General features: G+C 65.8%; 12 protein-coding genes. All 12 read left to right on the forward strand.

Annotated elements, in window-relative coordinates:
• The first annotated feature begins 7 nt into the window (after positions 1–7).
• The 12 genes from GV818_RS31590 to GV818_RS31645 all read left to right on the forward strand — a co-directional run bounded on the left by GV818_RS31590 (position 8) and on the right by GV818_RS31645 (position 11,562).
• Positions 8–544 carry a cupin domain-containing protein gene (locus GV818_RS31590; RefSeq protein WP_161778498.1) on the forward strand — a complete coding sequence of 179 codons (537 nt, stop codon included), beginning with the start codon at positions 8–10 and terminating at the stop codon, positions 542–544.
• 4 nt (positions 545–548) lie between these two features.
• Complete coding sequence (locus GV818_RS31595; RefSeq protein WP_161778499.1) at positions 549–1,427, forward strand: alpha/beta fold hydrolase; 879 nt, start codon at positions 549–551, stop codon at positions 1,425–1,427.
• Positions 1,424–2,254 carry an IclR family transcriptional regulator gene (locus GV818_RS31600; RefSeq protein ID WP_161778500.1) on the forward strand — a complete coding sequence of 277 codons (831 nt, stop codon included), beginning with the start codon at positions 1,424–1,426 and terminating at the stop codon, positions 2,252–2,254. Before GV818_RS31595 ends, GV818_RS31600 begins: the two co-directional genes overlap by 4 nt.
• A gap of 1 nt (position 2,255) precedes the next feature.
• Positions 2,256–3,053 carry an SDR family oxidoreductase gene (locus tag GV818_RS31605; RefSeq protein ID WP_161778501.1) on the forward strand — a complete coding sequence of 266 codons (798 nt, stop codon included), beginning with the start codon at positions 2,256–2,258 and terminating at the stop codon, positions 3,051–3,053.
• Positions 3,046–4,728 carry a thiamine pyrophosphate-binding protein gene (locus GV818_RS31610; RefSeq protein ID WP_161778502.1) on the forward strand — a complete coding sequence of 561 codons (1,683 nt, stop codon included), beginning with the start codon at positions 3,046–3,048 and terminating at the stop codon, positions 4,726–4,728. The genes GV818_RS31605 and GV818_RS31610 overlap by 8 nt, the downstream gene beginning before the upstream one ends.
• Positions 4,729–4,738: 10 nt before the next feature.
• Entirely contained in the window at positions 4,739–5,542 is an 804-nt protein-coding gene (locus GV818_RS31615; RefSeq protein ID WP_161778503.1) for an aspartate dehydrogenase, read from the forward strand.
• Positions 5,543–5,562: 20 nt separating this feature from the next.
• Positions 5,563–7,059 (forward strand): aldehyde dehydrogenase, encoded by a 1,497-nt coding sequence (locus GV818_RS31620; RefSeq protein ID WP_161778504.1) that lies wholly within the window; start codon positions 5,563–5,565, stop codon positions 7,057–7,059.
• Positions 7,056–8,021 carry a VOC family protein gene (locus tag GV818_RS31625; protein WP_161778505.1) on the forward strand — a complete coding sequence of 322 codons (966 nt, stop codon included), beginning with the start codon at positions 7,056–7,058 and terminating at the stop codon, positions 8,019–8,021. Before GV818_RS31620 ends, GV818_RS31625 begins: the two co-directional genes overlap by 4 nt.
• A gap of 13 nt (positions 8,022–8,034) precedes the next feature.
• Positions 8,035–9,177 (forward strand): FAD-dependent monooxygenase, encoded by a 1,143-nt coding sequence (locus GV818_RS31630; RefSeq protein ID WP_161778506.1) that lies wholly within the window; start codon positions 8,035–8,037, stop codon positions 9,175–9,177.
• A gap of 83 nt (positions 9,178–9,260) precedes the next feature.
• Positions 9,261–9,488, forward strand: a complete 228-nt coding sequence (locus tag GV818_RS31635) for a recombinase-like helix-turn-helix domain-containing protein (protein ID WP_161778507.1) — start codon at positions 9,261–9,263, stop codon at positions 9,486–9,488.
• A gap of 20 nt (positions 9,489–9,508) precedes the next feature.
• Positions 9,509–10,543, forward strand: a complete 1,035-nt coding sequence (locus tag GV818_RS31640) for an aromatic ring-hydroxylating oxygenase subunit alpha (RefSeq protein ID WP_161778508.1) — start codon at positions 9,509–9,511, stop codon at positions 10,541–10,543.
• 59 nt (positions 10,544–10,602) lie between these two features.
• Positions 10,603–11,562, forward strand: coding sequence for a PDR/VanB family oxidoreductase (locus GV818_RS31645; protein WP_161778509.1), 960 nt, complete (start codon positions 10,603–10,605; stop codon positions 11,560–11,562).
• Positions 11,563–11,907 lie beyond the last annotated feature (345 nt).

Here is an 11,907-nt window from a genome sequence, read left to right on the forward strand (position 1 = left end):
GACTGCCATGACCGATCTATCTGCCAACCACCAACGCAAAAGCTGGGAGCGGCCCGCCGGCGCCAGCCTGGAAAGCTGGATGAACACCCGCATTGCCCGCTACCAGACCCGCAAGTACGACTGGGACGCGCTGAAGTTCCAGGCTGACTACGACCCGAAATTCCGCCGCGCGCAAATGCGCTACATCGGCACCGGTGGCACCGGGATCAGTAACGACAGCAACACCATTGCGGCGGAAAACTTCACCTTTTCCACCATGGTCATCCCCGCCGGCCACGAAGGCCCGCCGCACCTGCACATCGATGTCGAGGAAGTGTTCTTCGTCCTGCGCGGCACCCTCAAGCTGGTGCTGGAAAAGGACGGCGAGCGTTTTGAAACCATCCTCACCGAGCGTGACGTGGTGTCGGTTCCGCCGGGGGTGTACCGCGAGGAAATCAACATCGGCGATGAAGACGCGCTGATGTGCGTGATGCTCGGGGCGAAAAAGCCGATCACCCCGACCTACCCGCCAGAGCACCCTCTGGCCTCGATCAAGCGCGGATAGGCCCATGTTGCCAGGGCTCTCTCAAGCGGCATCGACGGCGGACCTGCAAGCCCAGTTGGCGCGGGACTTTCCCCAGCGCCTGCTGCCGGCAGCCGGCGGCCAGCAGGCCCTGCGCGAATGTGGCGCAGGGCCGGCGCTGGTGCTGCTGCATGGCATCGGCTCCGGGGCGGCCTCCTGGCTACAGGTGGCACAGCAGTTGGCCTCCCAGGCCCGGGTCATTGCCTGGGACGCACCCGGCTACGGCGAGTCCAGCCCCCTGGAATCACCCGCGCCCAAGGCCGAGCAATACGCTGCCCGCCTGCTGCAGATGCTGGATGCCCTGGGGATCGAGCAATGCGTACTCGTCGGGCATTCCCTCGGTGCACTACCGGCCCTGGCGTTCGCTCGCAGTGCGCAGGCGCAACGGGTGAGCCACTTGCTGTTGATCAGCCCGGCCCTGGGCTATGGCGCACCGCAGCGTGCCGAGCAACGCCAACAAGTGCGCCGGCAACGCCTGGACAACCTGGAGCAACTGGGTATCGCCGGCCTGGCCGAACAACGCAGCGCCCACATGCTGTCGCCCCATGCCCCGCCGCAAGCCTTGGCCTGGGTGCGCTGGAACATGGCGCGGCTCAATCCCGAGGGTTATCGCCAAGCCATCGAGTTGCTGTGTGGCGATGAGCTGCTACGCCACGGCCGCCCGACGATGCCTTGCTCGGTGCATTGCGGCCACGCCGACCGGATCACTCCGCCGGACAGCTGCCAAGACCTCGCCGTGGCACTCGGCGCGAGCTTCCAGCCGATCAACCACGCCGGCCACGCCAGCCCCATCGAACAACCTCACGAGGTCGCCCGGCGCCTGGCCGCCGCCCTCACTCCACCCTTGAAAGGTGACTGCCCATGAATGACTCGGATCTGAAGGACCCTCAGGACAAATACATCGTCCCGGGCCTGGAACGCGGGCTGTTGCTGCTGTGCGAGTTCAGCCGCAGCAACCGCACCCTCACCGCTCCGGAACTGGCACGGCGCCTGGCCCTGCCGCGCTCCACCATCTTCCGTTTGCTGACCACCCTGGAAGCCATGGGTTTTGTCACCCGCAGCGGCAACGAATACCGCCTCGGCATGTCGGTGCTGCGCCTGGGCTTCGAGTACCTGGCCTCGCTGGAACTCACCGAGCTCGGCCAGCCGCTGCTGGCGCGCCTGTGCGACCGCCTCAACTACCCGAGCAACCTGGTGGTGCGCGATGGCCGCTCGATCGTCTACGTGGCCAAGGTCTCGCCGCCGTCGGTGTTCTCCAGCGCGGTGAATGTCGGCACCCGCCTGCCAGCCCACGCCACGGTGCTCGGCCGCGTACTGCTGGGGGACCTGTCCCTGGCCGAGCTGCGCGAGCTGTACCCGGAAGAACACCTGGAGCAGCACAGCCACAGCACGCCGAAAACCGTGCTGGAGCTGTTCGACATGGTCCAGGCCGACCGCCAGCGCGGCTTTGTCAGCGGCGAAGGGTTCTTCGAGTCGAGCATCTCCACGGTCGCGGCGCCGGTGCGCGACCAGAGTGGCGACATAGTCGCAGCCCTGGGGGTGACCATTCCCACCACCCAGGTCGGCCACATCAACTACAACGAGCTGCTGCTGCAGGTGCGCCGCAGCGCCGACGAACTGTCGCGCCTGCTCAACTACAACAGCGCCGCCCACGACGGGCAGCCGCGCGTCACCGCCTTGATGAGGGATTGAAATGAACCCTTATCAACTGCAAGGCCGCACGGCCATCGTCACCGGCGGCTCTTCGGGCATTGGCCTGGCCTGCGTCGAACTGCTGCTGCAGGCCGGCGCCAAGGTGGCCTTCTGCGGTCGCGACCCGGGCCGCCTCGAAACGGCCGAAGGCCGCTTGCGCGAGCGCTTTGCCGAGGCACAGCTGCTGGCCCAGGTTTGCGACGTGCTCGATGCCGCTGCCGTGGACGCCTTCGCCAGCGCCAGCCTGAAGGCTCTGGGACCGGCCAGCGTGCTGATCAACAACGCCGGGCAAGGCCGGGTGTCGAACTTTGCCGACACCAGCCCCGCCGCCTGGCGCGAAGAACTGGATCTGAAGTTCTTCTCGGTGATCAACCCGGTGCACGCCTTCAAGCCCCAGCTCGACGGCCAGCCCGAGGCGACCATTGTCTGCGTCAACTCGCTGCTGGCCAGCCAGCCGGAAGCGCACATGGTAGCGACTTCCGCCGCCCGCGCCGGGGTGCAGAACCTGGTGCGCTCCCTGGCCACCGAGTTCGCCGCCGACGACATCCGGGTCAACGGCATCCTCATTGGCCTGGTGGAGTCCGGGCAATGGCGCCGCCGCTTCGAAGCCCGCGAGGAGCGCCACCTCGACTGGACGCAATGGACCGCCCAACTGGCCCAGCGCAAACAGATTCCCCTGGGACGCCTGGGCCTGCCGATCGAGGCAGCCCAAGCCATCCTGTTCCTGGCCTCGCCTCTTAGCGCTTACACCACAGGCAGCCATATCGATGTTTCCGGAGGCCTCTGCCGCCATGCGTAACGAACCAATGGTCACCGTCGGTGCCGTCATCACCGCCTTTCTCGAACAGTGCGAAGTCAAGGCCGCCTTCGGCGTGATCTCGATCCACAACATGCCGATCCTCGATGCCTTCGCGGTGCGCGGCAACATCCGCTTCGTCATGGCCCGAGGCGAAGCCGGGGCGGCCAACATGGCCGATGCCTATGCCCGGGCCAGTGGCGGCCTGGGCGTGTGCCTGACCTCCACCGGCACCGCGGCCGGCAATGCCGCCGGGGCCTTGGTGGAGGCGCTGACCGCCGGCACGCCATTGCTGCACCTGACGGGGCAGATCGAAACCCCCTATCTGGACCAGGAACTGGCCTATATCCACGAAGCCCGGGACCAGCTGAGCATGCTCAAGGCGGTGTCCAAGGCGGCCTTCCGAGTGCGCAGCGTGGAGACCGCCCTGAGCACCCTGAAGCTGGCGGTGCAGACTGCCCTGACCGCGCCGACCGGGCCGGTGAGTGTGGAAATCCCCATCGACATCCAGTCAACCCTGATCCCCATGCCCACAGACCTCTCGCCCTTGCCACTGGCCGTGGCGGTGCCTGCCGCCGAGGCCTTGGACCTGCTGGCCGAACGTCTGGCGCAAGCCCGGCGCCCGATGCTCTGGCTGGGCGGCGGTGCGCGGCACGCCGGGCCTCAGGTCAAGCGTTTGATGGACCTGGGACTGGGGATCATCACCTCGACCCAGGGCCGGGGCGTGGTCAACGAGGACGATGAACGCTGCCTCGGCGCCTTCTCGCAAAACAAACAGGTCGAGCAGTTCCTGCAAAGCTGCGACGCACTGTTGATCGCCGGCTCACGCCTGCGCAGCAACGAGACCTTCAAATACAGCCTGAAGCTGCCACGCAATACCCTGCGCATCGACGCCAACCCGGCCATCGAGGGCCGCAGCTACGCCAGCGAGCTGTTTGTCTGTGGCGATGCCGCCCTGGCCCTGGAAGGCCTGGCCGACCGCCTGGAGGGGCGCCTTGCCTGCGACCCGCAATTTCTCGTTGAACTCCAGGCGGTGCGCGCCGCCTCGCGCCAGCAACTGCTGGCGGACCTGGGCCCCTACTCGGCCATGGTCGAGCAATTGCAGGCCAGCACCGGCCGCGACTTCACCTGGGTGCGCGACGTGACCCTGTCCAACAGCATCTGGGGCAACCGCCTGCTGACCCTCTATCACCCACTCTCCGGGATCCACGCCCTGGGTGGCGGCATCGGCCAGGGCCTGGCCATGGGCATCGGCGCCGCCGTGGCCGCTGCGGTCAATGCGCCCCGGCGCAAGGTCTTCGCCCTGGCCGGCGACGGCGGCTTCATCCTCAACCTCGGTGAGCTGGCGACCTTGGTCCAGGAGCGCGTCAACCTGGTGATCCTGCTGATGAACGACCAGCGCTACGGGGTCATCCGCAATATCCAGGACGCGGTCTATGGCAGCCGCCATTGCTACGTAGATCTGCACACCCCGGACTACAGCAAGCTCGCCGAATCCATCGGCCTGCGCCACGGCCTGGTCAGCGACCTCAAGGATTTCGGTGGCCTGCTGGACAACGCCATGAGCCAGCCAGGCCCGTTCCTACTGGAAGTGGACATGCTCAGCGTCGGCAATTTCGCCACCCAGTTCGCCGGTCCGCCCAACAGCGAGACCCAGGCCCAGAAGGCCAACGCCTGAGGATTGCAGCATGTTGCACATCACCATGATCGGCTGCGGGGCGATTGGCCTGGGCGTACTGGAACTGCTGGAGCATGACCCGCAACTGCGGATCGACCACGTCATTGTTTCCCCTGGGTCCGAAGCCGCGGTACGCCAGCGCCTGGCCCGCTTCAAGCACCCGCCCGAGGTACTCGGCGAACTGCCGGCCAAGGCACGCCCGGACCTGCTGCTGGAGTGCGCCGGCCACCGCGCCCTGGAACAGCACGTGCTGCCGGCTCTGGAACGCGGCATCGCCTGCCTGATCGTCTCGGTTGGCGCGCTCTCGCAAGTGGGCCTGGTGGAACGCCTGGAAGCGGCGGCCGAACGCGGCAACACGCGCATCGAGCTGCTGCCGGGGGCTATCGGCGGCATCGATGCCCTGTCGGCAGCCAAGGTCGGCGGCCTCGATTCGGTCAGCTACACCGGACGCAAGCCGGCGCTTGCCTGGAGGAACACCCCGGGCGAGCAGGCCTGTGACCTGGAGCGCATCAGCGAGGCCACGGTGATCTTCCAGGGCAGCGCCCGGGAAGCCGCGCGGCTGTACCCGAAGAACGCCAACGTCGCCGCCACCCTGTCCCTGGCCGGCCTGGGCCTGGACCGCACCCAGGTGACACTGATCGCCGACCCCAACAGTGACGAAAACGTCCACCAGTTCGAGGCCCGGGGCGCCTTCGGCGGCTTCGAGCTGAATTTGCGCGGCAAGCCCCTGGCAGCCAACCCCAAGACCTCGGCGCTGACCGTCTACAGCGTGATCCGGGCCTTGGGCAACCACGCCCACGGCATATCGATATGAAAGACGCAGCTGAGGTGTCCATGAATCTTGAACAGTCTTTACCCATCTGCATTGCCGGTGAATGGCGCTTGGGCCGTGGTGCCCGGTATGCCAGTCGCTATCCGGCCACCGGCGAGGTGGTGGCCTGGCTCAATGCCGCCGATCTGCAGGATGTCGAGGAGGCAGTGCGCGGCGCCCATCGGGCGTTCCTGCACAGCGGCTGGGCCCAGCGCAAACCCCACGAGCGAGCGGCGGTGCTGCATCGCATCGCCGAGCTGATCCGACTGCGCAGCGAGGAGCTGGCGCAATTGCAGCGCCAGGACAACGGCAAGCCGATCAATGAAACCCGGGCACTGGTGGCCAGTGCTGCCGGGACTTTCCAGTTCTTCGCCGCTGCCTGCGAAACCCTGGAGGAAACCATCACCCCGTCCCGCGGAGATTTCGTCAGCATGAGCGTCTACGAGCCCATGGGCGTGGTCGCCGCGATCACCCCGTGGAACTCGCCCATCGCCAGTGAGGCACAGAAGCTTGCGCCGGCCCTGGCCGCCGGTAATGCAGTGGTAATCAAGCCGGCGGAAATCACCCCGCTGCTGGCCCTGCAACTGGCCCACATCTGCGAGGACGCCGGGCTGCCCAAGGGGCTGGTCAGCGTGCTGCCGGGCAAGGGTTCGCTGCTGGGGGACGCCCTGACCCGGCATCCGCTGGTAAAAAAAGTGTCCTTCACCGGTGGCACCCGCACCGGCAAGCACATCGCCCATATCGCCGCCGACAAGATGATGCCGGTGTCCCTGGAACTGGGAGGCAAGTCGCCGACCATCGTCCTCGACGACGCCGACCTCGATCACGCCGTGGCCGGCGTGCTGTACGGGATCTTCAGTTCCTCGGGCGAGGCCTGTATCGCCGGTTCCCGGCTGTTTGTCGCCCGCAACCTGTACCAGCCATTCATGGACCGGCTGGTGGACGCCGCGAGCCGCTTGCGGGTCGGCGACCCGGCCGATGAGCAAACCCAGATGGGGCCGCTGATCAGCGCCGAGCACCGAGAATCCGTGGAGCGCTATGTGGCTATCGGACTGGCGGCCGGCGGCCGTCTGCGCCTGGGCGGCGAGCGTCTGCACGGCACGGCTTACGAGCGGGGTTTCTACTACCCGCCGACCATCCTCGAAGGCCTCGGCAACCAGCAGCAGGTGTGCCAGGAAGAGATCTTCGGCCCGGTGCTGGTGGCCCTGCCCTTCGATGACGAAGAACAGCTGCTGGAGCAGGCCAACGACAGCCTCTACGCCCTCGCCGCCGGTATCTGGAGCCGCGACTACAAACGCGCCTGGGCCCTGGGCCGCAAGCTCCAAGCCGGTACGGTGTGGATCAACACCTACAAACAGTTCTCGATTGCCACGCCGTTCGGCGGCTGGCGCGACAGCGGCCTGGGCCGGGAAAAGGGCCGCCTGGGCATCCTCCAGTACATGGAACAGAAGAGCCTCTATTGGGGCATGAACGAGCAACCACTGGCCTGGGCCGGTGTGCCACGAGAGGTAGCGCAATGAGCGTTTTAGGCATCGATGAAGTCACCTACGGCGTCGAAGACCTCGACACCTGCGTGCGTTTTTTCAGCGACTGGGGCCTCAGGCAAGTCAGCGCACAACCCGATGAGGTGATCTTCGAAACCCTCAATGGCTGCCGCGTGGTGCTTGCCGACCTGAACAAGCCGGGCTTGCCGCCCGCCATCGAGGCCGGCTCCACCGTGCGCGAAGTGGTCTGGGGCGTGGCCAATGCGGCGGACCTGGCGCTTTACAGCCAGCGTATCGCCAATGATCCGGGCTTTGTCGAGGCCGACGGACGCATCGGCTGCACCGACCCCAACGGCCTGGCGATCCGCCTGCAAGTGACCCGCAAACGCGAGATCGAGGTCGAGTGCAGTGGCCACAACACCTGGCAGACCAAGGGCCGGATCAACAAGCCGGCGCCGATCTACGAACACGCTACGCCGATCGAAATCGGCCACGTGGTGTTCTTCGTCACCGACGTGAATGCCTGTGAGGCTTTCTACCATCAACGCTTCGACTTCCAGGCCTCGGACCGCTACCCAGACCGCGGAGCCTTTTTGCGCAGCGCCGAGGAAGGCGGCCACCACGACCTGTTCATGCTGCAACTGCCGGCTCCCCGGGCCGGGCTCAACCACGTGGCCTTCACCGTGCGTGACGTGCACGAGGTGTTCGGCGGCGGCATGCACATCTCCCGCAGCGGCTGGGCCACGGAGATCGGCCCGGGCCGACACCCGGTGTCGTCAGCATTCTTCTGGTACTTCAAAAACCCCGCCGGGGCCCTGGTGGAGTACTACGCCGACGAGGACCAACTGACCGGCGAATGGCAGCCCCGCAGCTTCGAGCCCGGGCCCACGGTGTTCGCCGAATGGGCAATTGCCGGGGGCATTGACGGCCACACCCGGCGCCAGCAGCACGTCGAGGTGCCTCAGGGCAAATTCCTCACCGACAAACCCAAAACCTGAGCAGGAGTCGTCCATGTCTTCCCTGAACATTGCCATTGCCGGCGCCGGCATCGGCGGCCTCACCGCCGCCATCGCCCTGCACCGCGCCGGCCACCAGGTCACCGTGTTCGAACAGTCGAAAGCCTTCCTGCGGGTCGGCGCCGACATCAACCTCACCCCCAACGCCGTGCGCGCCCTGGACGGCCTGGGAATTGGCGCTGCAGTGAGAATCCCGGCGGCGCGTCCGACCCACCGCATCAGCCGCATGTGGGACAGCGGCGAAGAAACCTCGCGCCTGGAAATGTCCGACGCCGCCGAACGCAAGTACGGTGCGCCACAACTGACCATTCACCGCGCCGACCTGCTAGCCGCCCTGGCCGCGGTCTTTCCCCTGGAACAGGTGCAGTTCGCCAAGCGCGCCGAGCGAGTGGTGCAAGGCAGCGACGCTATCGAGTTGCACTTCAAGGACGGCAGCCGACACCGCTGCGATGTGCTGATCGGCGCCGACGGCATCCACTCGGTGGTGCGCAACGCGCTGTTCGGCGAGGAGCATCCGCGCTTCACTGGAGTGGTGGCCTATCGTGCGGTGGTGCCGGCCGCAAGCGTGGCCCAGGTGCCGAACATCCAGGCCTTCACCAAATGGTGGGGGCCCAATCCGCAGAGCCAGATCGTCACCTTTCCGCTTAACCAGGGTAAAGACATCTTCATCTTCGCCACCACCGCCCAGGACAGCTGGCATGAGGAGTCCTGGACCAGCGCCGGTGATGTCGAGGAGCTGCGCAGCCACTACCAGGCCTTCCACCCGGACGCCCGGGCCCTGCTCGCCGCCTGCACCGATGTGCTCAAGACCGCGCTGTACGAGCGCGATCCGTTGCCGTTCTGGTCCAGCGGCGCGATCACCCTACTGGGCGACGCCTGCCACCCGATGCTGCCGTTCATGGCCCAAGGCGCCGCCCAGGCCATCGAGGATGCCGTGGTACTTGCACGCTACCTGCAAGACCTCGATGGCCCAGCGTCCGTCGCCAGCGCCTTGCAGGCCTATCAACAGGCGCGCCTGGAGCGCACCAGCCAGATCCAGATCGGCTCGCGGGGCAACCAATGGCTCAAGGACGGCGGCAACGCCGACTGGGTCTACGGCTATGACGCCTGGGCCGTGCCGATCGGCCAGGCGGCCTGAACATGGCCGCGGTTTTCCCTACCTACGACTTTATTCCCGTGCGCGCAGCGATCCGCGAGCGGGTTCGCAACGGAGGTCAATAAATGCCCAGTCACATCCCTTACCTGGAACCCCACCAGGCTCGCAAACGTCCCAATACACCCTTCGAAGAACTGCTGGGCGACGCCATCGAGCGGGCCTTCGGCAACGGCATCAGCGAATTGCCGGACCTGCTAGCGCACCTCAACCGGGCCGGCCCGCCGTGCCCGCTGACCCGCGGCGAGTGGACCACGGATGCTTATGAAACCCTGATGGCACGGCTGGGCGAATGACCCGCCGGAGGTGATAAGAAATGAACCAGCAACTGACCGTTGATCCTGTTGAGCAGCACCTGGCCCATGGCCTGAAAGACCTGTGGTTCCCGGTTTTACCGTCGGACCAACTGGTCGACAAACCCGTGTCCATCCGCCGCCTGGGCTACAAGATCGCCCTGTGGCGCGACAACGATGGCAGCGTGCATGCACTGGAAGACCATTGTCCCCATCGCGGCGCGCCGCTGTCCCAGGGCCCGGTGCTGGGCGATCGCCTGCAATGCCCCTACCACGGCATCGAGGTGCGCTGCGACGGCACCGTGCTCAAGGTCCCCGGCAGCCCGGGCTGCAAGCTCGAAGGCAGCCGACCGACGCGGATGTTCCACACTCGCGAGGCCGCCGGGGCAATCTTCCTGTTCAATGCCAGCGAGCCGCACCTGGCCGAGGCCCCGGAGTTGGTGCTGCCGGAGCAATTGAGCTCCCCCGACTGGAGCAGCTTCCTCTGCTACACCGAGTGGCAGGGCGACTACCGCTACGTGATCGACAACGTCATGGACCCGATGCACGGCACCTACCTGCACAAGATGTCGCACTCGATGAGCGAAGGCGAAGCCACCGCCAAGTTCGTCACCCGGGACACCGAGCAGGGCTTTTTCTTCGAGAAGGAAGGCCAGCGCGGAGTGAACTTCGACTGGACCGAGTTTCTCGACAACGGCTGCCACTGGCTGCGCCTGGAAATTCCCTACCCGAAGACCGGCGGCCCCGGTGGCAACTTCACCATCATCGGCAGCTACACCCCCAGCAGTCGCGCCCTGGCGGCGGTGTTCCACTGGCGCTGCCGACCGCTGACCGGCTGGCAACGCGACACCTGGCGCTTCCTCTACAAGAACCGTCTGGAAGCCCGGCACTGGGCGGTGCTGGAGCAAGACCGGGTGTTGCTGGAGTTCATGGAGCCGGACGCCAACCAGCGCGAGAACCTCTACCAGCATGACTTGGGTGTGGTGCGCCTGCGGCGCTACCTGAAGAACGCGGCCAAGGCCCAGCTGGAACTGATCGACGCTAAGCAACTGGCATGAACCTGACCGGCCGGGATCAGACTCGATCCCTGCCGGCGCTGTCTTGAAAGAGGTGAATGATGTGCAAATCCCCGCTCCTCACCGCCCGGGTGCAAAGCCTGCACTATGAAGCCGAAGGCATCATCAGCGTCGAGCTGCGGCCGTTGGGCGACACCCAGTTCCCGGCCTTCGAGGCCGGTGCCCATATCGACCTGCACCTGGCCAACGGCCTGGTGCGCAGCTACTCGCTGCTCAATGCACCCAGTGACCCGGGGCGTTATCAGGTGGGCATCCTGCGCGACCGCAACAGCCGCGGAGGCTCGGAATACGTCCACAGCCAGCTGCGCGTGGGCATGACGTTGTCGATCTCGGCACCGCGCAACAACTTCCAGCTCGACCTGAGCGCGCCCCACAGCGTGCTGGTGGCCGGCGGCATCGGCATCACACCGATCTACTGCATGTTCCGCCAGTTGCTGGCCCTGGGAAAATCCGCCGAGCTGATCTACTGCGCCCGCACTCGCCAGGAGGCCGCACTGGTAGTCGCCATCGATGGGCTAGAAGGCTCGGTCCGCTATCACTTCAACGATGAGCAAGGGCTACCGCCGGACCTGGGGGACTACCTGACCGACTACCCTGGCGACACACACTTCTACTGCTGCGGCCCGACGCCGATGCTCGATGCCTTTGAAAGCACCTGCGAACGCCTGGGGTATGCCCACGGGCATGTCGAGCGCTTCGTCGCTCTCGAGACCGTCGCCAGCGATGATGCGCTGAGCCACTACCGCGTCGAGCTGAAGAAGTCCGGTCGCACCCTGGAAGTGCAGGCCGGGCTGAGTCTGCTGGAAGTCCTGCTGGAGGCAGGTTGCGACATCGACCACAGCTGTCGCGAAGGCGTTTGTGGTTCCTGCGAAACCCGGGTCCTGGAAGGCGAGATCGACCACCGCGACGGGGTGCTGACCAAGGCCGAACGTGCGGCCAACCGCTCGATGATGGTGTGTGTCTCCGGCTGCAAGAGCCAGCGCCTGGTGCTGGATCTGTAACCGTCGGTGGCGTCCTGTTGCAAGGCTTGTGGCCGGTCCCGGGGACCGGCCTTTTTTTGCACGCCTGTTCACCAGCAAAACACCTCGTGCACCCAATCGCCCCCAAGGTGCAATAAAGACGCACTTGTCCGGGGCCCGGCTGTTACCCCCCAGCGCTGATGTTTCAAGGGCTGCACAAGCCCCTGTGTTTCCCATATAAACCATTGTTTTATATGAATTAATTTATATAAACCGACAGCCTCAATGGCTGGCACAGTTTCTGCTCTGCTCCTGATAGTTCATGGGACAAATACCGTTTCGCCGGTAAAACCAACAACAGCCCATGACCTAAAACCGCCCAACCCG

Source organism: Pseudomonas sp. Fl4BN1, assembly GCF_009908285.1.
Lineage (GTDB): Bacteria > Pseudomonadota > Gammaproteobacteria > Pseudomonadales > Pseudomonadaceae > Aquipseudomonas.

Bases quoted from the DNA above. Each gene is read 5' to 3' on its own strand.
- GV818_RS31590 (WP_161778498.1), top strand. From the start codon at position 8: ATGACCGATCTATCTGCCAACCACCAACGCAAAAGCTGGGAGCGGCCC.
- GV818_RS31595 (WP_161778499.1), top strand. From the start codon at position 549: ATGTTGCCAGGGCTCTCTCAAGCGGCATCGACGGCGGACCTGCAAGCC.
- GV818_RS31600 (WP_161778500.1), top strand. From the start codon at position 1,424: ATGAATGACTCGGATCTGAAGGACCCTCAGGACAAATACATCGTCCCG.
- GV818_RS31605 (WP_161778501.1), top strand. From the start codon at position 2,256: ATGAACCCTTATCAACTGCAAGGCCGCACGGCCATCGTCACCGGCGGC.
- GV818_RS31610 (WP_161778502.1), top strand. From the start codon at position 3,046: ATGCGTAACGAACCAATGGTCACCGTCGGTGCCGTCATCACCGCCTTT.
- GV818_RS31615 (WP_161778503.1), top strand. From the start codon at position 4,739: ATGTTGCACATCACCATGATCGGCTGCGGGGCGATTGGCCTGGGCGTA.
- GV818_RS31620 (WP_161778504.1), top strand. From the start codon at position 5,563: ATGAATCTTGAACAGTCTTTACCCATCTGCATTGCCGGTGAATGGCGC.
- GV818_RS31625 (WP_161778505.1), top strand. From the start codon at position 7,056: ATGAGCGTTTTAGGCATCGATGAAGTCACCTACGGCGTCGAAGACCTC.
- GV818_RS31630 (WP_161778506.1), top strand. From the start codon at position 8,035: ATGTCTTCCCTGAACATTGCCATTGCCGGCGCCGGCATCGGCGGCCTC.
- GV818_RS31635 (WP_161778507.1), top strand. From the start codon at position 9,261: ATGCCCAGTCACATCCCTTACCTGGAACCCCACCAGGCTCGCAAACGT.
- GV818_RS31640 (WP_161778508.1), top strand. From the start codon at position 9,509: ATGAACCAGCAACTGACCGTTGATCCTGTTGAGCAGCACCTGGCCCAT.
- GV818_RS31645 (WP_161778509.1), top strand. From the start codon at position 10,603: ATGTGCAAATCCCCGCTCCTCACCGCCCGGGTGCAAAGCCTGCACTAT.